The 21349-nt window shown below is 66.5% G+C and carries 18 protein-coding genes; 8 read left to right on the forward strand and 10 right to left on the reverse strand.

Going from position 1 to position 21349, the window contains the following annotated elements; translation table 11 throughout:
- Positions 1-237 precede the first annotated feature (237 nt).
- Positions 238-1431, reverse strand: coding sequence for an MFS transporter (locus LCM32_RS21370; RefSeq protein ID WP_224823115.1), 1194 nt, complete (start codon positions 1429-1431; stop codon positions 238-240).
- 109 nt (positions 1432-1540) lie between these two features.
- Here LCM32_RS21370 and LCM32_RS21375 point away from each other — a divergent pair, with 109 nt between their 5' ends.
- The gene (locus LCM32_RS21375) at positions 1541-2947 is read left to right on the forward strand and encodes a PLP-dependent aminotransferase family protein (protein WP_224823116.1); all 1407 of its coding nucleotides are present in this window, start codon (positions 1541-1543) and stop codon (positions 2945-2947) included.
- 181 nt (positions 2948-3128) lie between these two features.
- Here the strand turns inward: LCM32_RS21375 and repC are convergent, their stop codons facing one another.
- The 3 genes from repC to repA all read right to left on the reverse strand — a co-directional run bounded on the left by repC (position 3129) and on the right by repA (position 6549).
- A complete protein-coding gene (gene repC, locus LCM32_RS21380) occupies positions 3129-4217 on the reverse strand; it encodes a plasmid replication protein RepC (RefSeq protein WP_224823117.1) in 1089 nt (362 codons plus the stop codon).
- 174 nt (positions 4218-4391) lie between these two features.
- Entirely contained in the window at positions 4392-5357 is a 966-nt protein-coding gene (gene repB, locus LCM32_RS21385; RefSeq protein ID WP_224823118.1) for a plasmid partitioning protein RepB, read from the reverse strand.
- A gap of 1 nt (position 5358) precedes the next feature.
- The gene (repA, locus tag LCM32_RS21390; RefSeq protein ID WP_224823119.1) at positions 5359-6549 is read right to left on the reverse strand and encodes a plasmid partitioning protein RepA; all 1191 of its coding nucleotides are present in this window, start codon (positions 6547-6549) and stop codon (positions 5359-5361) included.
- A 396-nt stretch (positions 6550-6945) separates the two neighbouring features.
- Here repA and LCM32_RS21395 point away from each other — a divergent pair, with 396 nt between their 5' ends.
- The 4 genes from LCM32_RS21395 to LCM32_RS21410 all read left to right on the forward strand — a co-directional run bounded on the left by LCM32_RS21395 (position 6946) and on the right by LCM32_RS21410 (position 11487).
- A complete protein-coding gene (locus tag LCM32_RS21395; protein WP_224823120.1) occupies positions 6946-7377 on the forward strand; it encodes an MbcA/ParS/Xre antitoxin family protein in 432 nt (143 codons plus the stop codon).
- A 9-nt stretch (positions 7378-7386) separates the two neighbouring features.
- The gene (locus LCM32_RS21400) at positions 7387-8112 is read left to right on the forward strand and encodes an RES family NAD+ phosphorylase (RefSeq protein WP_224823121.1); all 726 of its coding nucleotides are present in this window, start codon (positions 7387-7389) and stop codon (positions 8110-8112) included.
- Positions 8113-8499: 387 nt separating this feature from the next.
- Complete coding sequence (locus tag LCM32_RS21405; protein ID WP_224823122.1) at positions 8500-10029, forward strand: ABC transporter substrate-binding protein; 1530 nt, start codon at positions 8500-8502, stop codon at positions 10027-10029.
- 69 nt (positions 10030-10098) lie between these two features.
- Positions 10099-11487 carry an amidohydrolase family protein gene (locus LCM32_RS21410; RefSeq protein ID WP_224823123.1) on the forward strand — a complete coding sequence of 463 codons (1389 nt, stop codon included), beginning with the start codon at positions 10099-10101 and terminating at the stop codon, positions 11485-11487.
- A gap of 91 nt (positions 11488-11578) precedes the next feature.
- Here LCM32_RS21410 and LCM32_RS21415 read toward each other — a convergent pair whose 3' ends face one another.
- The 6 genes from LCM32_RS21415 to LCM32_RS21440 all read right to left on the reverse strand — a co-directional run bounded on the left by LCM32_RS21415 (position 11579) and on the right by LCM32_RS21440 (position 17487).
- The gene (locus LCM32_RS21415) at positions 11579-11875 is read right to left on the reverse strand and encodes a cupin domain-containing protein (protein WP_224823124.1); all 297 of its coding nucleotides are present in this window, start codon (positions 11873-11875) and stop codon (positions 11579-11581) included.
- Positions 11876-12283: 408 nt separating this feature from the next.
- Positions 12284-13825 carry an ABC transporter substrate-binding protein gene (locus LCM32_RS21420; protein WP_224823125.1) on the reverse strand — a complete coding sequence of 514 codons (1542 nt, stop codon included), beginning with the start codon at positions 13823-13825 and terminating at the stop codon, positions 12284-12286.
- Positions 13826-13852: 27 nt separating this feature from the next.
- Positions 13853-14671 (reverse strand): ATP-binding cassette domain-containing protein, encoded by an 819-nt coding sequence (locus LCM32_RS21425; RefSeq protein ID WP_224823126.1) that lies wholly within the window; start codon positions 14669-14671, stop codon positions 13853-13855.
- Positions 14668-15645: an ABC transporter ATP-binding protein gene (locus LCM32_RS21430; RefSeq protein ID WP_224823127.1), complete on the reverse strand. Its 978-nt coding sequence runs from the start codon at positions 15643-15645 to the stop codon at positions 14668-14670. Before LCM32_RS21430 ends, LCM32_RS21425 begins: the two co-directional genes overlap by 4 nt.
- On the reverse strand, positions 15642-16550 hold the full coding sequence (locus tag LCM32_RS21435; RefSeq protein ID WP_224823128.1) for an ABC transporter permease: 909 nt from the start codon (positions 16548-16550) through the stop codon (positions 15642-15644). Before LCM32_RS21435 ends, LCM32_RS21430 begins: the two co-directional genes overlap by 4 nt.
- Before the next feature lie 19 nt (positions 16551-16569).
- Positions 16570-17487, reverse strand: a complete 918-nt coding sequence (locus tag LCM32_RS21440; RefSeq protein ID WP_224823129.1) for an ABC transporter permease — start codon at positions 17485-17487, stop codon at positions 16570-16572.
- Between the two features lie 189 nt (positions 17488-17676).
- Here LCM32_RS21440 and LCM32_RS21445 point away from each other — a divergent pair, with 189 nt between their 5' ends.
- From LCM32_RS21445 to LCM32_RS21455, 3 genes are read left to right on the forward strand one after another with little or no spacing between them, the layout of a single operon-like run.
- Positions 17677-19110: an amidohydrolase family protein gene (locus LCM32_RS21445; RefSeq protein WP_224823130.1), complete on the forward strand. Its 1434-nt coding sequence runs from the start codon at positions 17677-17679 to the stop codon at positions 19108-19110.
- Positions 19100-20326, forward strand: a complete 1227-nt coding sequence (locus LCM32_RS21450) for an MFS transporter (RefSeq protein ID WP_224823131.1) — start codon at positions 19100-19102, stop codon at positions 20324-20326. The genes LCM32_RS21445 and LCM32_RS21450 overlap by 11 nt, the downstream gene beginning before the upstream one ends.
- 8 nt (positions 20327-20334) lie before the next feature.
- Entirely contained in the window at positions 20335-21222 is an 888-nt protein-coding gene (locus LCM32_RS21455) for an IclR family transcriptional regulator (RefSeq protein WP_224823132.1), read from the forward strand.
- The last annotated feature ends 127 nt before the right edge of the window (positions 21223-21349 follow it).

Below are 21349 nucleotides of genomic sequence, written 5' to 3' on the forward strand. Positions count from 1 at the left end.
GGACGTAAGAGCTGGGTACTATAGCTTTGATTCGCGCGAAACCGCCCCCGTGCGCTTTTGGCTGCTCGCGCCGCACGGCGCCGGTCATCCCTGGAGTTCCCGCGCGCGTGCAGCACCCTACCAAGGCCAACCGACAGGGCCACTTGATCAGCGGTCAGACCGAAAGCTGTTCTCTTAGATACGCGGTTTCCAGTTGGATTTCAGGGCAAGGCGCCTCCCAGACGGTCTGGCCCGAACCTATGCGCCCATCCACGCGGCGCCGGGGCGCAGACGACACCACCACAGCAGCGCGAGGCAGCCCCCCTGCACGACAAAGAAAGTCGCCATGGCCGGCACAAGGCCCAGGCTGTCCGCCAAGGCCCCGGCGGCGATCACAGGCACCGAGAAGCCGCAGTAGGCATAGACGAAAAGACCCGCCGTCGCCCTTGCACGGTTGTCTGCCGCTCGCAGGGCCACTTCGCTGAGCGCGGCGAGATAGGTGAACCCGTAGCTCGAGGCGCTCGTCAGGGCCGTTCCCAACAGGATCAGCGGGATCGAGCCAAGGACCGCCCCTGCAAGCAACCCGGAGCAGCCAAGCGGGATCAGCGTGGCCCCGACCGCCAGCGCCCGCCCCGTACTGAGGCGTCGCGCCAGAGGCTGGCACAGGAAGCCCACGAAGAGCGCAAGGAAGATCACCGCCCCCGACCAGCCACCACGCCCCTGCCCTGCCAGCAGGAGTGGCACCACGGCGATCGTCAGCCCCGTCGAGGCCCAGCTGAGCGCCATTGCGATCCCGAAGGCGCCGGTGCCGGGGACGAAGACCGGCAGGCGCAGCAGCGAGAGACCGCCCTGCCCCGCTCGTGATCCCCGGCTGCGCGGCAGGGCCCAACAGGCAAGGATCAGGACCGGCGCCGCCAGCACCATGGCCCAGAAGCTCGCCGGGGCCATGGTGGGGCCCTGTGCGCTCAGGCTCAGCCCCGTGGCAAGGGCCCCGCCCCCGAACCCCAGCGTCGTGACCGATGTCACCACCAGCGCCGCCTGCTTCACCCGCGCCTCGCCCATGAGGTCGGCCATGTAGGCCGTGCCCGAAGTGGTGGCGAGGCCGGTCCCTGCCCCGAGCAGCACCCGCGCCATCACCAGCTGCGGCCAGCCCGGCGACAGGGCCAGCAGCAGCGTCGCACCACCGCTCAGCCCAAGGGCCAGCGCCAGCGGCCCCCGGCGCCCGACACGATCCGACAGACCGCCGAGGCAGATCAGCGTCGGCATCAGCCCCGCCACATAGGCCGCGAAGGCCACCGTTGCCGCCGTCGCCCCCAAACCGCTCGCCGCGGTATAGGCCGGGTAGAGCGGTGCCTGAAGGTTGACGGCGAAGGTGACGCTGAACAGGCAGAGCGCAAGAAGCGGCACGGCGAGACGGGGGATGAACGGACGGGACGGGCGCAAACGGGGCATGGCATCCTCTTGGGGTGAAAGCCCCCTACCCTCTCGCCGATGGGCTGGCCCGGACAGGCACACTCCGGTACAGTTCGGGCAAACTGTACTGAACACATGGGCAGAACACATGGCCACCTCTCCCCTTGCGCCCAAGGCCGATACCACGCTCGTCGCGCAGGTCATGGCGCATCTCCAGACCCGTATCGCCGGGCGGCAGGCCGCGCCGGGCACCCGCCTGCCCTCGATCCGTCTGCTGGCGGACCAGCTGGGCGTCTCGCGCTCGACCGTGGTCGAGGCCTATGACCGCCTCGTTGCGGAGGGCACGGTGCAAGCGCGCCGCGGCTCGGGCTTCTATGTCGCGAGCCCCCTGCCGCCCTTCTCGATCCGGGACAACGGCCCGGCCCTCGCCCGCGAGATCGACCCGTTGCGCATCACCCGGCAGGCGCTGGACGCCGGGCGCATCCGCGCCAATCCCGGCTGTGGCTGGCTGCCGCAATCATGGATGCCGCAGGAGGAGATCCGCCGTGCCCTGCGCAGCCTCGCCCGGACGGCGGAGGCCGGTCTGACCGACTACGGAACGCCCCTCGGCCTGCCGGAGCTGCGCGCGCTGCTGGCCGTCAGCATGGCCGATACCGGGGTCGAGGCGCATCCCGATCAGGTGCTGCTGACCGAAAGCGGGACGCAGGCGCTGGACCTTGTCTGCCGGTTCCTGCTGGAGCCCGGCGACAGCGTGCTGATCGACGATCCCTGCTACTTCAACTTCCTCGCGCTCTTCCGGGCGCATCGGGTGCAGCCGGTGGGCGTGCCGCGCACCGCCTCCGGCCCGGACCTTGAGGCCTTCGAGGCCGCGCTGAAGACGCACCGGCCACGGCTCTACATCACCAATTCGGGTCCGCATAATCCGACCGGGACCGCGCTATCGCCGGTCAATTGTCATCGCATCCTGCGGATGGCGGAGGCGCATGATCTTCTCATCGTCGAGGATGACATCTTTGCCGATTTCGAGGACAGGCCGTCCCCCCGGCTGACGGCCTTCGACGGGTTGGATCGCGTGATCCAGATCGGCAGTTTTTCGAAGACGCTCTCGGCCTCGATCCGCTGCGGCTATATCGCCGCCCGGCCGGACTGGATCGATGCGCTGGTGGACCTCAAGCTGGCCACCTCCTTTGGCGGCGTTGCCCTGTCGGCGGAGGTGCTGCTGTTCCTGCTGAAGGAAGGCAGCTACCGCCGCCATGTTCAAGGCGTGCGCACCCGGCTGGCCAATGCGATGACCACGCTTGCGCCGCAACTCGCCGCTCTGGGGCTGCGCCCCGCCCACGTGCCCGAGGCGGGGCTCTTCCTGTGGTGTCACCTGCCCGAGGGGCTGGACGGGGCCGCGCTGACCCGCAGGGCCTGGGACGAAGGGATCGTGCTTGCGCCGGGTGATGCCTTCAGCGTCTCGGGGAGCTGCGGCGGGTTCATGCGGTTCAACGTGGCGCAGATGGTCGAGACGCCGGTGATCGAAGCCTTGGAAGGGTTGCTGGCCGCGCGGTAGAGACGGGACTGTGGCGATCCGAGGGAGCGGGCGGGCGGCCTCGATGGTGGCAGAACTGACCGTGCCGTGTCGGCCGGGGAGAAAATTGTCAGCTGACAATTTAGTCTCCCGGGGCGCTGCACGGGTCCTGATCTCAGGCCGGTTGCCGGGTGTGTCCTTCATCCTGCCCGGCCCGAAATTGTCAGCTGACAATAATCGCCGCCGAGGCCAGAAGCCGCCTGAGATCGACACTCCCTGCCCGTCCTTGTCGCGCCAGATGGCGCAGGAAACCGCCCGGATTCGTGAGCGTCTCGAAGCGTTCGAGCATGCAGAGCACCGCGATTGGCGCGATCTGTCGGCCCAGATACCGCTCTGCCTCGTCATAGACTTGCAGGTCCACACCCATCATCGGGATGATCTGCCGGGCTTGCTCTCTCAGCGTCGTCCAACTGTGCGCCCCCTCCGGGAACAGCCGCCGGTATTCTTGGAACTGCGCAGAGAGATCCTCCGGGCGGGCGCTCTCGGTGAGAGGAGCATTGCTCTCGTCAGACGTCGTCGCCTCGCAGGTCTCTTCAGAAGTGTTATTGGTTTCTCTATGTTGGTGCCGCTCATTTTCGCTGTTGCTGGCGGTCATTTCGATTGTCGAGGCCGCTGTCTCGTATTCGGCCAGCAGGGCGCGCAGCTCGTCGTGATTGTCCTTCCGGCGCAGCATCAGCCGTGTGCGGGCGAGGAGGGGAGAGACGCTGGCATCCTCCGGATCGATGCCAAGCATTGCCAGCCGGTCGAAAAGGGCGTGCCGTGCCGCGAGGACTGCACAGCGCAGCGTGGCGTGCTCTTCCGCACGCGCGCGCGCCGCACCAGCATTCCGGGCGATTTCACCGGCCCGGGCGGCCAGCGGGGCAAGATCGAAGCCGAAGGCGAGGGCAAGGCTGTCGCCACGACGGCGGGCAAAACGCTTGCGGTTCGGGCTGTCCTGTCGGGCGATCACACCGGACGCGACGAGGGCGGCCAAGTGCCGCCGGAGCGTGCTTTCCGGCATCCCGCCGAGGCGTTCTGACAGCGTGGCGTTGGAGGCGAAGACGATCGCGCGACCGGGCAGGGGAGAGAGGCTCCGCTCGGGGATGAAGCTGAGCATGCTGCGCAGCACGGTGATGGCGCGATGCGACAGCCCATAGGCCTCGGCGGCCCGGGTCAGGTCGTCGAGCAGGCGCCACTTGTCATGGGACGTCACGGCACCGTCGGAGGCAGCCACAACGGGCTGACCGACGAAACGGGTCGAATGTTGGGTCATGATGATTCACGCAGGCCGTAAAAAATCATCCCCTGTCCAAGCGACGGAGTTGACTGATTCGAGGAGGCGAGGTATCCCGTAGGTGCTAACGACGAGAAGGGCCTTCCATATTGCTTGGGGGGCTTTTCTTATTTCAGGGTCCGGCGTTTTGCCTCCTTGTTGCTGCTCGGTTTGTTAGGCGTCGTTCTCGGTGGCCTGCTCGGATTGCCAGCGGGCAAACCATTCGTTCAGCAGGTCTTCGGCATTTTCCTCGATCCACCGATTGAACCCGGCCTCGGGTTTTCCTGGCTTCACGGTCAGGCTCACGCTGCGGTCGGTGGCCTTCATCTCGGCCAGGGGCGCGCCTGCGGGCGTACTCAGGCTGCTCTTGCGGGCCGTGGGTTTGGGGGCAGGGGCCGCGGTCTTCTGCGCGGCTCGCAGCACGGCCTCGAACCGTTCGTTCGTGGACAGCTGGACGAATTCAGGGCGTCTGAGGAAGTTCGACGCGCGGGCATGGGCCGCGGGGTCCTGAAACAGGGTGACCAGTGTCATCCAGCGTTCGCGCCCGATCGCAGGGGCCCGGCCGACCTGACGGAGGAAGTCCAGATCGAAGGCCTGGCCGACCTTCAGCAGGCGGCTGACCATGGGCAGGTCGATGGAGAGCGCCGCGGCGATCGTCGGGCGATCGTAGCCTGCGTCCTGCAACTGTGCGGCAAAGCTCGCCTTCTCGATGAAGGAAAGATCGGTGCGGGCGTTGTTTTCCTGCCCCTGCGCCATGACCAGCGCGTGATCGTCGAGCTGGCGCACCATGGCCTTGACCGGCAGGCCCAGTTTCCGCAGCGCGGCCAGCCTCCGGCGACCATAGACGATCTCGTACCGGCCGCGGACCTTGGGATGAGGCCGCAGCAGCACCGGCACCTGTTGTCCGTAGGTCTGCAGGCTCTCGATCAGCCGCGCCTGGTCGGCGGCGTCCAGCCCCAGCCGGTCTTCCATCCCGGCGTTGTCGATGAGCGCGGTGTCGATATCCTGCACCGCGCTTTCCTGGAGCTTCGTCAGGCTGCTTTGCAGCGCCCCGACCGCTCCCTGAGGGGCCGTGCGTTGCCGTGACGGCGCCTCGGACGGCGGTGTGATGTTGGAGGTCAGGATACCCTTGCGTGCCATGTCAACGTCCCCATGCTGATTGGATCAGGGATTCAATTTCGTCATTGACGCCATTGAGTGAATCCACCGCACGGTCGTAGGTGTTGCGGTTGAACTGGCCGCGTTCCACCTCGTAGATCGTCTGGTGGGTCAGCCCCGCGTCCGAGATCGCGGTGGATTTCAGCATGGCGTTGGTCATGACCTCTTTGCCGAAGAGGTTGCGCAGGAAGGCCACGACCTGCTGTTGCGGGCCGTCGTTCGGCTCCAGCCGGTTGATGAGGAAGCGCAGGAAGTCATAGTCCATCTCCGCCCCCGCCTGGCTGACCACGTCGAGCAGGTCTGCGCTCATCTGCAGGAACTGCGACATGGAGGCGACGTCGAGCATGTTCGGCACGACGGTGATGAAGAGACCGGTCGAGGCGCAGAGCGCCGACATCGTCAGGTAGCCCAGTTGCGGCGGGCAATCGAAGAGGATCAGGTCATAATCGGCTTCGACCTCGGAGAGGGCGGTGGCCATCCGGGAATAGAACGGCGGCTGGATGTTGTTCATCAGCGCGCGCGGGGTCTCGTGCTCGAACTCCTGCAGGATCAGCCCGGCCGGGGCCAGGTCGATCCCGTGGAAGAAGGTCTTCTGGATGACCTGCGACAGCGGCACCGGGTCGGAATAGCTGATCGCGTCGTAGATCGTGCCGGTATCGAGGAAATCCACCTCGGGGCGATAGCCGAAGAGCGTGGTCAGCGAGGCCTGCGGGTCGATGTCGACGCAGAGGATGCGGTAGCCCTTGAGCGCCAGCCGCTGCGCGGCGTGGATCGTGCTGGTGGTCTTGCCGGATCCGCCCTTGAAGTTGAGGAACGACAGGACCTGCACCTTGTCCCCGGGACGGCGGCCCCGGCGGTAGGTGCCGGGCTGCTTGGCCGCACGGTCGAGGTGATCCCGGATCGCGGCGAGATCGGCCGCGCTGTAGTAGCGGCGCCCGCCCGACGAGGTGTGCACGTCGTCGATCTTGTTCTCGAAATGCAGCTTTCTGAGGAAGGACGCCGATATGCCGAGGATCTCCGCTGCTTCGCCGGCAGAGAACATGCGCAGTTCCTTGCGGGCGTCGGGGGCGAAGGCGGACAGCATGTGGTTTTCGAGAGCCGTGGCGATATGTTCGGCATTGAGACGAATCCGCTCGTTGATCCGAATGCTGCCACCGGCCACACTGTCACTCATGGGTCACCTGTCCTCGGTCCGGCCCGGGTCTTGGGCGGGCTGGCCGGGTCCTTGCTCTGTCCTCTCAGGCGGGGTGTCCTTGCGGAGCCTGCCTTGGTAACGCTCTTTTGCGCCATGCTCATTTTTATCGTTTCTATAGCGGAGATCCGGAGCGTCGCGCAAATCTTTTCTCGGCGCGCCATCTGCCTGCAAACTACCACATCTTGTGGGTGACTTTGCGTCAGGCAAAAGGTTTCTCTTAAGGCGCTGAAAAATATCGGTTTCCGAGGCCGGCGTGTTGCGATGCGCGAGAGTTCGGCCAGAACCGGCGGGGCAGGGGAGAGGGCAGTCGATAAATTTGCCATATGGCATATTGCACACTATAATGTGCAATATGGCAGATACGCCGGAGGACCCATGGCACTGCAACGTGTGGAATCACCCAGATTTGACTCGGGCCCGCGCCCGCTGCCCCATGACGCGTCGGCCCTGACCGAGGAAGAGGGCGGGGCGATGCTCCGTGCGCTGATCAATCTCTTTGACCGCTGGGGGCTGGAGGATCGCGAGGCGGCGACCCTGCTGGGCCAGCTGCCGCGCACCTATGTGCGCTGGAAACAGGGGTCCACCGGCCGGTTCGGCCCTGACGTGCTGGCGCGGATGTCGAACCTGCTGGGCATCCACAAGGCCCTGCGGCTGATCTTCGTCGAGCCGTCGCGCGGCTATGCCTGGATCAAGGCCCCGAACGAGGCCTTCGGGGGCCGGTCGGCGCTGGAGGTCATGATGGGCGGCGCCCTGACGGACCTGATGCGGGTGCGCCGTTACCTCGATGCGGAACGGGGCGGCTGGTAACCCGTCCCGATGACCGAGTTTCAGACAGACCCGGCGGCAATCCCCGTGACTCGCACCGACTGGCCTGCGGCGCGGCGCATCATCCGCAGCCTCTACCCGCCGATCGACCTGTTCGAGGACATCGCGGATCCGGAGGACTGGCCGCTGCTGATGTCGGCCGAGCAGAAGACCAATCCGCGCCTCGCCCAGACCATCGGCAACCTCGACCTCGTGCCGCCGGCGCGCCGCGTGGGCGGGGAGGGGGCCAGCTATCTCATGGCGCCCTTCACCCACACCAGCACGGACCGGCCCAGCCGGTTTTCCGATGGCCGCCTCGGGGTTCTCTACATCGCGGAAGATTTCGAGACGGCGGTGCAAGAGACTGCCCACCACCACGCGCGGTTCATGGCGGCGACTGACGAGGTGCCGGGCTGGACCAGCCAGTTCCGGGAACTGGTGCTGAGGGTTGGCGCCGATCTACACGACATCCGCGGATCCGGCGACACGGCGCTGCTGGGGGAGGACTATGCCGCGCCGCAGGCCCTTGCGGCGGTGCTGCGGGGGCACGGGGCCGATGGCATCCTCTATCCATCCGTCCGGGGGGAGGGGGCCTGTGTCGGGCTCTTCTACCCCGACCTCGCCCATGATCCGCGGCAGGGGCGCCATCTGGACTACCACTGGAACGGCGACCGGGTGGACATGATCCGGGACACGGCCAGTGGCGATATCTTCCGTCTGATCCCGCCCGAGCGGTGAGCAAACCGCCCGAGGGTGACGCCGGGCGGCGGGGCGGCTGGCTGATGGGCGATTTGTGCGGGCTGGCCTCCACAGAGAGGTGACGGGGCGAGAGGCGCGCACGTCACCTTCCTGCGGCATGAGACCCCGGCGCGAGGGGGCGCCGGAGGCGCTCGGGCCCGCGCGGGACAGGCGTCAGCGCCTGTGACCCCGATAGCGCTGCGGGGTTTTGCCAGAGAAATCGCCTCAAATTTTTCTTCATATTGAAAATGAGATCAGGGCAGCGCGTGCCGCTCACTTTTCTTAAGGTCTCTTATCCTGCTGGTTGACTGAATTCCGGCATCGTGTGCGTAATCTCTTATCAACAGGGAATGTAGTTCCATAATATGAAAAATGAGAGGAAATCTTGTGAAGCGCACCTTACTCACCCTCGCCGCCGCGGCGTTCTCGCTGCAGGCTCCGACGCTCCACGCAGGACCGGATGACGACAGCCTCGTCTGGGTCACCAACCGCGAGGCCAACGTGCCCCTCGTCTGGTGGGAAAACCTCGTCGACATCGCGGCGATGCAGCACCATTTCTTCGACACGCTGGTCTATCGGAACCCCGAGACGATGGAATACGAGCCGCTGCTGGCCACCAGCTGGGAGCGGATCGATGACCTGACGCTGGAATTCAAGTTGCGCGAGGGCGTCACCTTCCACGACGGATCCGCCTTCGATGCCGATGACGTGGTGGTGAGCTATTCCAAGCTGATCGATCCGGCGACGCAGGTGATGAACGCCAGCCTCGTGAAGTGGATCTCCTCGGTCGAGAAGATCGACGACATGACCGTGCGCCTTCACACTGCCAAGCCCTTCCCGGCGGCGTTCGAATTCCTCTCGGGCACCCGCATGGGGATCATGCCCTCCGAGGTCTGGGAAAACCCGCCCAAGGCTGCTGATGGCTCGCCCGATTATGCCAACATGCCGGTGATCGGGACCGGCCCCTACAAGATGATCAGCTTCGAGCCGGGCGGCGACATGGTGCTGGAGCGGAACGACGCGTACTTCGACGGGCCGAAGGGGCACCCGGCGATCAAGACCGTGACCATGAAGACCGTGTTGGACAGCGAGACGGCGATTGCCGAGCTGATGGTGGGGCAGGTGGACTGGGTCACCTCGCTGACGCAGGATGCCGTGGACAGCCTGCGCGGCATGCCGGGGATCGAGGTGCTGGACGGGCCGGACATGCGGATTTCCTACCTCATGCTCGACGCCACGGGCCGGTCGGGCGAGACGCCGGTGGCCGATATCCGGGTGCGCAAGGCCATTGCCCACGCCATCGACAAGCCCAGCATCGCCAAGAACCTCGTCGGCCCGGCCGCGCAGGTGCTGAACGCGGGCTGTTACCCGACGCAGGTGGGCTGTTCGCAGGAGGTGGAACCCTATGCCTATGATCCGGCCCTCTCCAAGGAGCTGCTGGCCGAAGCGGGCTATGGCGAGGGGCTGCACATCACCATCGACGCCTACCGCGACCGCTATTTGCTGGAGGCCATCCTCGGCAACCTCGCGGAAGTCGGCATCGATGCCGATATCAACATGCTGCAATGGGCCGGCCTGCGTTCCAAGATGAACGACAGCAAGGTCGAGGTTGCGCAGACCGGCTGGGCGTCTTCGGGGCTCAACGATATCTCGGGCATCGCCTCGGTGCTGCTGAAGATGACGCCTGATGACTATTGCCAGAACCCGGAGGTGAAGGCGCTGCTCGACACGGCCGATACGACCATCGACGTGGCCGAGCGCGCGGCGACCTACAAGCAGGCGCTGGAGAAGGTGAACGAGGAGCTGTGCTGGATCCCGCTCTACAGTCACTCGAAACCCTATGCCTACAATGAACAGCTGGATTTCCACGCCACGGCCGACGGCTTCCCGCTGTTCTTCCTCGCAAGCTGGAAGTGACACCGCGCGTTGCGGACCTGACGGGGTGCCCGGGCGGGCGCCCCGTTCTGTGATGAAGAAAGGAATGACATGACGAAGACGCTTGTGAAGGGCGGAGAGATCCTCTCGATGGATGACGAGATCGGGCGGATCACGGGCGATGTGCTGATCGAGGGAGACCGGATCATCGCCGTCGGCCCCGATCTGGAGGCCGAGGGCGCGGAGGTCATCGACGCCGCGGGCTCCATCGTGATGCCGGGCTTCGTGAATGCGCATCTGCACACCTGGCAGGGGTCGATCCGGGCGATCGCGGCGGACTGGCCCTCGGGCGGGTATTTCCAGCATGTGCATGCGGGCATCTCGCCCATGTACACGCCGGAGGATACGCGCATCGGCACGCTCATGGGGGCACTCGCGCAGATCGAGGCCGGGACCACGACGCTCTTCGACTGGTGCCACAACAACGCGACGCCCGCCCATACCGATGCGGCCATCGACGCGTTGCAGGAAAGCGGCCTTCGGGCGGTCTTCGGCCATGGCACCGTCAAGCCGCGCCCCAAGGAGGGGGAGCCGCATTTCTCGACCGTGCCGCACCCGGTGGGAGAGATCGACCGGCTCCGCAAGGGGCGGCTTTCGTCCGATACGGCGCTGGTGACGCTGGCGGCCTGCATCCTCGGGCCGGACTATTCCGGGATCGAGGTCTGTCGCCATGATTTCCGCATGGCGCGGGAGTACGATCTGCTGTCGAGCGCCCATATCTGGGGGCTGAACCGGCTGGTGCCCGATGGCTACATCACCATCGCCAAGGAGGGCCTGCTGGGGCCGGATCACAACATCGTCCACGCGAACTACATCGGGGACGAGGAACTGAAGGTGATCCTCGACCACGGCGCCACGATCACCTCCACCCCGCCGGTGGAACTGGGCGGACACCCGGTGGAGCCAATGGTGTCCCGCGTGCTGCGCATGGGCGGGCGGCCCTCCATCGGGCCCGACATCGAAGTGGACGTGACCGGTGGCATGCTCGAGACGATCCGTGCCTCGCTGATGGGCGCGCGGCTCTGGAACACTGTCCATGCCGACAGCCTGCTGGGGGACGAGGACACCACGGTGCGCGAGGTGGCCGTGCCGACCGCGCGGGTCAGGACGCCCCCGGTGCCCTCGCTGGATGCGCTGAAATGGGCCACCATCGACAATGCCCGGGCGCTGCGGCTGGATCATCGGATCGGCTCGCTGACCCCCGGCAAGCAGGCAGACCTTCTGGTGATCCGGCGTGACTCGCTGTGCATGATGGGCACGGTCGATCCGGCGCAGGCGGTGGTGCATTTCGCGCAGAACGCGGACATCGACATCGTGATGATCGCGGGCGAGGTGAAGAAGCGCGGCGGCAAGGTGCTGGGGCTCGACCTGCCGAAGCTGGCGGCGGAGCAGGCGGCCTCGAAGGAGCGGCTCTTCGCGGCCTATCCTGTCGAGATCTGATCGCGCCACTGGTCCTGTCCGGGCACGGACGCGAAACCCCCGCCGGAACGCATTCGGCGGGGGTTTCGTTTGGCGCGCCGGGGCGCGGGCGTCAGCCCTTCAGCTCGACCTCGATGAAGGACAGAGGGCCGGGGCCGGGGTTCCGGACGTCGTGCTGCACGCCCTTGGGGCGCTGATAGGTGTCGCCCAGCTTCACCTCGGTCTCGATCACCTCGTCGCCCGAGGTAAAGGCCATGTGTCCGTCGCACATCATGATGACAACGAAATCCATCTCGTGTTCATGCCAGCCGGTGGTGGTGCCGGGGGCGAAATCCCAGCGGGTGACCTTGGTCTTGTCGTCCTCGGCCAACAGCGTGGCGGTGGCGGAACCGGTGGAGGGCAGGCACATGGCGGCGTCCTTTGTGATGGGTCGGGCGCAGCCTAGCGGCTGGTGCGGGCGGTGCCAGAGGTCAGGGCGCCGGCGCTGCGTTGCGCAGTGCGCATGGGGGGCGCGTGCAGCATTGTTGTGCGTGTCGGGCGGACGGTTGAGGGCTCAGGAGCTAACGAGTACGGCGTGCCGCGGTTTCCGGCAAAGCGCGAAGGGCAGAATAGACCCGCGGGGTGGCGCGACAGCGCCGCCCCATGGGGGCGGGTCGGCGCTGCCCGGCCTGCGACCGGGCGGGACTTGCCGTGAGGCCGGGCGCTGTTGATGCGGTGAGGGTCGCAGGTGCCGCCCAAGCGTATCACAGGCCGGATCAGCCAAGTCCCAAACGAAAAGGGGCGCCCGAAGGCGCCCCCGTTAAGTCCATGAGCAGGATCACTCAGCCCATTTGGCGAGGTAGAACAGCGGGAAGCCGTCGGCGGTGGGGAAGAACTCCAGCGCCTCGTTCACGCCGTAGGTCTTGGAGTAGGAGAAGAGCGGGATCCAGCAGACCTCCTCCGCGACCATGGTCAGGGCCTCCTTGTAGGCGGCCTTGCGCGCTTCCGGGTCCACCGTCGTGTCGCCCTTGGCGAGCGCGGCCTGGATCTCCGGCGACTGGCAGATGTCATCCGGCGCGCCCGAGAGTTGCACCGAGGCGATGGCCGAGATGTCGTTGAGCCCCGAAGACGCCCATGTCCGCACCGCCATGTCGATGTCGCCCGCCGTCAGCCGCTCGCGCAGACCGGACCACTGCAGGTAGGTCAGCTTGGTGTCGATGCCCGCCTGCGCGAGGTAGCCCATGATCGCCTCGGAATGGGGGCGTTCGCGGTAGGCGCCCATCTCGACGGTGATCCCCTCCGGGTAGCCGGCCTCGGCCAGCAGGGCCTTGGCCTTCTCGGGGTCGTAGTCGTAATGCGGGATGTCATCGGTGCAGCCAACCTGCGTGGGATAGCAGGCGGCGTTCACCACCTCTGCCGCCGGGCCGACGATCTGCTTGGCGATGGCCTCGCGGTCGATGGCATGGGCGATGGCCTTGCGCACCCGGACGTCGGCCACCGGTGTGTCACCGGATTTGCCCAGCCGGTCGAGCACGAGGTAGGCAATCCGCATGTCGGGGCCGTTGATCACCTTCACGCCGGGCATGGCGCCCAGCTGGGCGATCATGTCCGAGGGCAGGTCCGTGATCCAGTCGAGCCCGCCGACCATGAGTTCCGCAACGCGGGTCTCCTGATCGGGGATGGTGCGGAAGGTGATGGTCTCGATCTCGGGCTGGCCCTTGGGGCCTTCGAAATACGCGGGATTGCGGGTCAGCACCGCCTCTTCACCGGGGGTGAAGCTGGCCAGCTTGTAGGGGCCGGTCCCGATCGAGGGCATCTGCGAGAAGTCGGTGGTGCCGTCGGGCTTCTTGGGCAGGTCGTCCCAAACCTCGGCCGCGGGCACGGCCATGCGGGTGCCGGCGAGGAATTCGAGCGCGGCGGGGAAGGGCTTCTCGAGGTTCAGACGCACGGTGTAGTCGTCGATCTTCTCGACCGCGCCCATCCAGCTGACGAAGGAGGCGTTGCGCACGCCCGTCGCCGGGTCCAGCAGCATGGAGTAGCTCTTGACCACGTCATCGGCGGTGAAGTCGGAGCCGTCGTGGTACTTGACGCCTTCGCGCAGCTTGAACTCCAGCGTGGTGTCGTCGATCCACTCCCAGCTGGTGGCGAGCAGCGGCTCGTATTCCATCGTCTCGGGGTTCCGATACACCAGCGTGTCGTAGATGTGGTACATCATCGCGCCCATCTCGGTCACGGTGTCCCACCAGACGAAGGGCACGCTGATCTCGCGGTCGGTGGACCAGATGAGCGCGTTGTCATCAGGCCCGGCCACGGCGGGTGTGCTCAGGCAAAGGGGCATCAGGGCCGCGCCCGCGAGCGCGACTTTCTTGAAGGATTTCATGTGTCTCTCCTGTTGGTCTGGCGCCTGTCAGGCGTCGGTCAGTGCAATCTCCGGCAGGCCCTTGCCGGGTTCCGGTGTGAGGATCGAGTCGAGCAGCATCTGCGTGTAGGCAGAGCCGGGACGGGCGAAGAGCTCCGCCGTCGGGCGGTGCTCGACCACTTCGCCGTGGTTCATCACCATGACCTCAGTCGCGATATGTTCGACCACGGCGAGGTTGTGGGAGATGAGGACATAGGTGAGGCCCAGCTCGCGCCGCAGGTCCTGCAGCAGGTTCAGGATCTGCGCCTGGATCGAGACGTCGAGCGCCGAGGTCGGCTCGTCGCAGACCACCAGTTCCGGGCGCGAGATCAGGGCGCGCGCGATGGCGACGCGCTGCCGCTGGCCGCCCGACATCTGGCTGGGGAAGGTGCCCGCCAGCCGCAGGGGCAGGCCGGTCAGCTCCATCATCTCGGCCACACGGGTGCGAATGTCGCGCTCCGGCACGCCGGCGACACGCAGCGGCAGGCCGATGATCGTGTCCACCCGCTTGCGCGGGTTCAACGAGAGGTAGGGATCCTGAAAGATCGGCTGGATATGGCGGGCCCGCGTCTTGCGGTTCATGCCGGCCATGGTCTTGCCCTGGAACAGAACCTCGCCGCTGGTGGCCTCGTCGAGGCCCAGCAGGATCTTCGCCAGTGTGGATTTCCCGCAGCCGGATTCCCCCACGATCCCCAGCACGCCGCCCTTCTTCACGTCGAGGCTGACGCCCCGCACGGCAGAAACGGTGCGCGCGCGCTTGCCGAAACCTGCGGAGACGCGGAAGTCGCGGCGGATGTCGCGGGCGCTCAGAAGGATGTCATCGCTCATGCCGCGGTCTCCTCGGGGGTGTAGTGGCACTCATAGACATGGGCAGCGCCGTCCCGCTTGCGCTCCAGCGTCTTGGCGCAGAGCGGCGTGGCATGGGCGCAGCGGTCGCGGAAGGCGCAGCCCGACTGCGGCCCGATGAGCGAGGGCACGACACCAGGAATGGCGCCAAGCGGCTCGCCCGGCCGGGTCTTGCCCGGCACCGGAATGCAGTTGATCAGCGCGCGGGTGTAGGGGTGGCAGGGGTTGGCAAAGAGCTCTGCCACCGGCGCCGTTTCGACGATCCGGCCCGCGTACATCACCGCCACCCGGTCCGCGAAACGCGCCACAAGGCCGAGGTCATGGGTCACGAAGATGATGCCCAGGCCCATTTCCTCCTTCAGCTGCTGCATCAGGCGCAGGATCTGAAGCTGGATGTTCACGTCGAGCGCCGTCGTCGGTTCGTCCGCGATCAGCAGGTCGGGGCCGCAGATCAGCCCCATGGCGATCATTACCCGCTGGCGCAGCCCGCCCGAGAGTTGGTGCGGATACTGGTGCAGCCGCTCTTCGGCGTTGCTCATACCTACCTTCTTGAGGATCTCGATGGCCCGCGCCCGCGCGGCGGAGCGGCCACCGGGATGGTGGCGCATATAGACCTCCTCCAGCAGCGACCCGATGGTGAAGCTGGGATTGAGCGAGGTCATCGGGTCCTGGAAGATCATCGACATCTTCAGCCCGCGCAGCTTCTGCCACTGGCGCTCCTTCAGGCGGCGCAGGTCGGTGCCGTCGAAGGACAGCGCCCCGGCCTCGACCTTGGCCACCCGGGGCGACAGCCCCAGCAGCGCGTGCGAGGTCAGCGACTTGCCGCAGCCACTTTCCCCCACGATGCAGAGCGTTTCGCCCTTTTCCACGTGGAAGGAGACACCGCGCACCGCGTGCAGGGTGCCGCGCGGATGGGCGATGTCGATGGTCAGGTTCTCGACGGTCAGCAGGCTCATGTCCGGCCCTCCGGTGCGGTGACGTCACGGATGCCGTCGCCCAGAAGGTTGATGGCCAGCACGAGGATGAAGAGCGCGGCGCCGGGCAGCGCGATCACCCAGGGGCGGAAGAACATGTGGCTTTTCCCTTCGGAAATCATCAGGCCCCAGGAGGGGGTGGGCGGCTGCACGCCAAGCCCGAGGAAGGAGAGCGCGGCCTCGAAGAGGATCGCCTGGGCGATCTCCAGCGTGGCCACGACGATGAGGGCACCCAGGACGTTGGGCATCACCTCGGTCAGCAGGATGCGCCCGACGGAGGCCCCCGCCGCACGCGCGGCCGAGAGGTAGTCGAGCGAGCGGATTTGTTGGGTCGCGGCCCGCATGACCACGGCGAAGCGGTCCCAGACGAGGAAGCCCAGCGTCCAGATCACCACGTTGAGCGAGCCGCCCACCAGCGCGACCACCACCAGCGCCACCAGCATGGCGGGCAGGGCAAGGCGCACGTTGACGATGAAGCTGACGATGAAGTCGATCCTGCCGCCGAAGTAGCCGGCCAGCACGCCCATGGTGGTGCCGATGACGCCGGCAATCACCGTGGCGCCAAAGCCGATCAGCAGCGAGATGCGCGCGCCGTAGAGCAGCCGCGAGAGGTAATCGCGGCCAAGCGCATCGGTGCCGAGCGGATGGGTCCAGCTGCCGCCCTCGCCCCAGATCGGCGAGACGAGGCGGTTGTTGAGGTCCTGCAGGTAGGGATCGTGGGGTGCCAGCACCGGGGCCAGCAGCGCGATCAGCACGATCATCAGCACCAGCCCGCCACCGATGAGCAGCCCGGTGTGACGGCGCCCGCGGCGCCAGATGTCCGAGGCGGGGCGCGGGGCGGCCTCGATGGCCGGAGCGGCCTGTGGGGAAATGTCGGTTGCAGTCATGTCTTGGGTCTCCGTCCGGTCACTGCACCCGCAGGCGCGGGTCGAGCAGACCGTTCAGCAGGTCAGCCATGTAGTTGAGGGCGAGGTAGATCACCGAGATGATCAGGACGAGCGCCTGCATCACCTCGAGGTCGGTCCGCTGGATGCTCTGCCAACCCAGACGGCCGATGCCGTTCATGGAGAAGACGGATTCGACGATGATCGACCCCGAGAGCATGAAGCCCAGCTGAACCGCAGTCAGCGACACAACGGGGATCAGCGCATTGCGCAGCGCGTGTTTCATCACCACCCGGCTGCGGGGCAGGCCCATGGCGCGGGCGGTGCGGATGTAGTCGCTGTCCAGCACCTCGATCATGCCGGCCCGGGTCAGGCGCATGATCGCGGGCGTCGCGAAATAACCCAGTGCGATGGCGGGCATGATGTAATGCAGGAAGGTCTTGTCCCCCGAGATCGGCAGCCAGCGGAGCCCGACGCCGAGGACGAGGATCAGTACCAGTGCGAAGAAGAAGTTCGGCAGCGCCTGTCCCACCACCGCGATTGAGAGCGCCAGCCGGTCGACGATCGTGTTGCGCTTGGCCGCGGCCACGACACCAAGCGGGATGGCAACGATCAGCGCGAAGAGCACCGACAGCCCCGCCAGCTTGGCGGTGACCGGCAGGCGCTCCATCACCACCTCTAGCACCGGGCGTTGCAGGATGTTCGAGAAGCCGAGGTCCCCCTTCAGCACATCACCCAGCCAGGTGGCATATTGCGCGGGCAGGGGGCGATCGAAGCCATAGGCGGCGCGCACCGCCTCCACTTCCTCCGACGTGGCCTCGGGCCCGGCAAGCGCGATGGCCGGATCGCCCGCCAGCCGCACCAGCGAGAAGGTGATGATCGAGACGCTGACCAGAACGAGCAGGGTGAGGCCGAGACGTTTCAGCGCAAAAGCTAACACTGCATTTTTCCCATTGTGAAATTATATCTGAGTTCTTTTTCAGCATCTCTGGATGCAAACCCGCCTGTCAACGCGTTTCGTGAAAAAAATCACCGGATTTCCTCTTGTCTCTGAAAAATGACCGGGGAATAGTCAGGGTGAGTTTCGGAATTTGCTCCGATAATTTCAGATTGTGAAAAAGGTGCTGGAATGGCGGATTATGTGATTCGAGGGGCGGCCATCGTCTCGGTCGACCCGGAGGTCGGGAACCTGTCGCGCGGGGACATCCTCGTGAAGGGGGACCGGATCGCGGCCATCGGCCCCGATCTCGCGGTCGAGGACGCGGAGGTGATCGAGGCGGACCGCATGATCGCCATTCCCGGGCTGGTGAACGCGCACAACCACCTCTGGCAGACGGTGATCCGCGGCATCGGCTCGAACTTTGGCGGGGCGGATTACTACAATTACCTGCATGCGGGCGCCGCCCCGCGCTACACGCCCGATGACCTGCTCTGGTCCGAGACGGCGGGCGGCTATTCGATGATCGACGCGGGCACGACGACCGTCTTCGACTGGTGTCACAACAACCCGACGCCGGAGCACAGCGACGCCGCCATCGACGGGCTCATGGCCTCTGGCGTGCGGGCGCTCTTCGGTCATGGCACCGTGAAGCCGAAGCCCAAGCCGGGCGAGCCGCACTTCTCGGAAATCCCCCATCCGCGCGAGCATATCGAGCGGCTGCGCAAGGGGCGGCTGGCCTCGGACGATGCGCTCGTCACGCTGGCCATGTGCGTGCTGGGGCCGGATTATTCCACCATCGACGTCTGCCGGAAGGACTTCGCCCTCGCGAAGGAACTGGGGCTGATCTCCTCCGCCCATGTCTGGGGCCGGCGCAACCGGCTGAACCCCGGTGGCTACCTCGACCTCGCCAAGGAGGGCCTGCTGCCCGAGCGGCACAATGTCGTCCATGCCAACTATATCTCGGACGAGGAAATTCGCCTGCTGGTGGAGTCCGGTGGCACGATCACCGCGACGCCGCCGGTCGAGCTGCGCGGCCATGGCGTGCCCCCGCTGGTGGGGCGGGTCGCGGCGCAGGGCGGACGGCCCTCGGTGGCCAATGACAGTGAGGTCGGCGTGGGGGGCGACATGTTCTCGACCCTGCGGATCTCGCTTCAGGCGGATCGCTTCTATCGCAACGTCCAGACCCAGCGAGAGCTGGAAGAGGGCACCAACCCCGAAGCCGCGGCCTTCGAGGCGGAGAACCTCAAGACCATCGGGACCGGCGGCGGCGTCTACCAGAAAGAGAAGATCACCACCGGCGAGGCGTTGAAATGGGCGACCCTCAACAACGCCGCCGTCATGGGGATGGAGGACAAGATCGGTTCGCTCACCGTGGGCAAGAAGGCCGATATCGTGCTGCTGCGCCGGGACGACTGGAACATGACTCCCGCGCTGAACCCGGAAAACGCCGTGGCGATGTTTGCCCATCCCGGCAACGTCGACACGGTTCTGATCGACGGCGAGATCCGCAAGCGGGGCGGCAGGCTGGTGGACGCGAGCGGCGCCGCAAAGGCACTGGCCGAAATTCGCGAACGCGGGCCGCGCCTGATGGCCGATGCGGGATACCCCGACATTGCCTGGTGATCGCGCGGAGAGCGCAGGCCCGGCGTTCCAGCGCCTCGTCTGGCTGATGGCGGTCACGGCCGGTCTGGTCGTGGCCAACAACTACTACAATCAGCCGCTGCTGGCCGAGATCGCCGAGGATTTCTCCACCTCCGAGCGGGCCGCGGCGCTGATCGCCACGCTGACGCAGGTCGGCTATGCGGCGGGGCTGCTGTTGCTGCTGCCGCTCGGCGACATGATCGAGCGGCGGCGGATCATTTCCGTGCTGCTAGTAGCTTCCAGCGGGATGCTGGTGGCCTTTGCCCTGATGCCCGCACTGCACCCGCTGATGCTGGTGGGTTTCCTCGTGGGCTTCTCCTCGGTCGTGCCGCAGTTCCTGCCGCCGATCGCCTCGAAGCTTGCGCCCAAGGGGCAGGCTGGGCGGGCCGTGGGCCTTGTGATGGGTGGGCTTCTGCTCGGCATCATCCTGTCGCGTTTCGTCGGCGGAGTCGTGGGCGGCACGATTGGCTGGCGGACACTCTACCTCGTCGCGGCGGGGCTGATGCTGGTGCTTCTGGTGCTGCTGCGCCGGGCCTTGCCTGTGATGGAGCCCACGTTCACGGGCAGCTATCGCGGGCTGCTGTCCAGTCTCGGCGTGCTGTTCCTGCGCCATTCGCGGCTGCGGGTGCTGGCCTGTGTCGCGGCCCTGCAGTTCGGGGCCTTCTCGCTTTTCTGGACCACGATCATTTTCCACGTCGAGCGCTCCATCGAGGGCGAGGCCACCGTGGTCGTCGGGTTGCTGGCCTTGATCGGGGCGGTTGGCGTGCTGGCCGCGCCGATGGCGGGGCGGCTGTCGGAACGGCTCAGCTCCGACACGATCCTCGCGGTGAGCGGCGCGCTCATGGTCGCGGCCTTCGTGCTGATGGGGCTGGGAGGCGGGCCGCTCTACTGGGTCATTCCGGCGGTCGTGCTGCTTGATCTGGGGATGCAGGTTTCGCATGTCACCTCCATGTCGGAGGTTCTGCAACTGGAGCCGCAGGCGGGCAACCGCATGAACACGATCTACATGGTGATCCGCTTCGCGGGTGCGGCCATGGGGACCTTCGCGGGCAGTCAGGCGTGGCACTTCTTCGGCTGGACCGGGGTTACCCTGCTGGGCGTCGGTATCACCGCGGCCGCCCTCGTGGTTGCGCGCAGCAATCGGTTTGCCTTGACGGCGGCGACGCCCCATGATGGCGGGAGCAGCCGGGAAACCTGAGGACAGGCATGGCACAAGACATTGAAATCGCCTCCGCGCACCGGCTGGAACCCGCGGACATCACCGCTGACCGCACCAAGGTCTCGATGGAGGATGCCCATGCGCCTGCCGCCCCCGGCTGGGAGGCCGCGGCCGAGAAGTCCGGCGACCAGACCACGGTGCAGGCGGTGGACCGGGCCATCAACCTGATCGAGGTGCTGGCCGAGGCCAAGCAGGAACTGCGGCTGCAGGACATCGCGCGGATGACCGGGCTCAAGGTGTCTACCTGTCACCACCTGCTCAACACGCTCCTGCGGCGCGGCTATGTCGCCAAGCTGGACAAGCCGCGCGCCTATTTCCTCGGCCCCCGCCTGTCCGAGGTCGCCTCGATGCGCGGTGCGCGCTTCGACCTCGTGCGCGCGGCGCGGCCCTTCCTCGAAAAGCTGGCGGAAGAGACCGGCGCCACCGTGCGCCTTGCGGCCTTCGAGGATACCGATCTGGCTGTGCTGTGCGAGGTGACGGGCAGCTCTGCCCTGCGCCCAGAACGCTCCGAGATCGTGTCCGCCGCCCATGCCACCGCGCTCGGCAAGGCGATCCTCGCATGGCTGCCCGAGCCGGAGATCGCGCGCGTCGTGGCGGATCACGGCCTGCCCGGGTTCACCGAACGCACGATCACCTCGCTGGGGGAGCTTGTGGAAAGCCTGCGCCAGATCCGGCGCCATGGTTTCGCGGTCGAAGACCGGGAGTTTCGGGAGCGGGAAGTCGCAGTGGCCTGCGTGATCCGCGAGAAGGCCGGTGCGGTCATCGGGTCTGTCGGCGTCGCGCTCTCTGCCACCGATGACGACGCGCCGCAGCTTCAGCGCCTGCAATTGCAGGTGAACAAGGCGGCGCGGGAAATCTCGTCGGTCTGTCGTTAAGCGATCCGCAGAGCGCCGGCGCCTTAGATCAGGCCCAGAATTGCAATGGACCGCATGGCGAGCGGGCCGAAGCTGGCGACATCAGGCCCCATTTGATCGACGACTGAGGGCGCAGCGGGCATCACTC

Source organism: Pseudooceanicola nanhaiensis, from assembly GCF_020171315.1.
In the GTDB taxonomy this organism is placed as follows: domain Bacteria; phylum Pseudomonadota; class Alphaproteobacteria; order Rhodobacterales; family Rhodobacteraceae; genus Pseudooceanicola; species Pseudooceanicola nanhaiensis_A.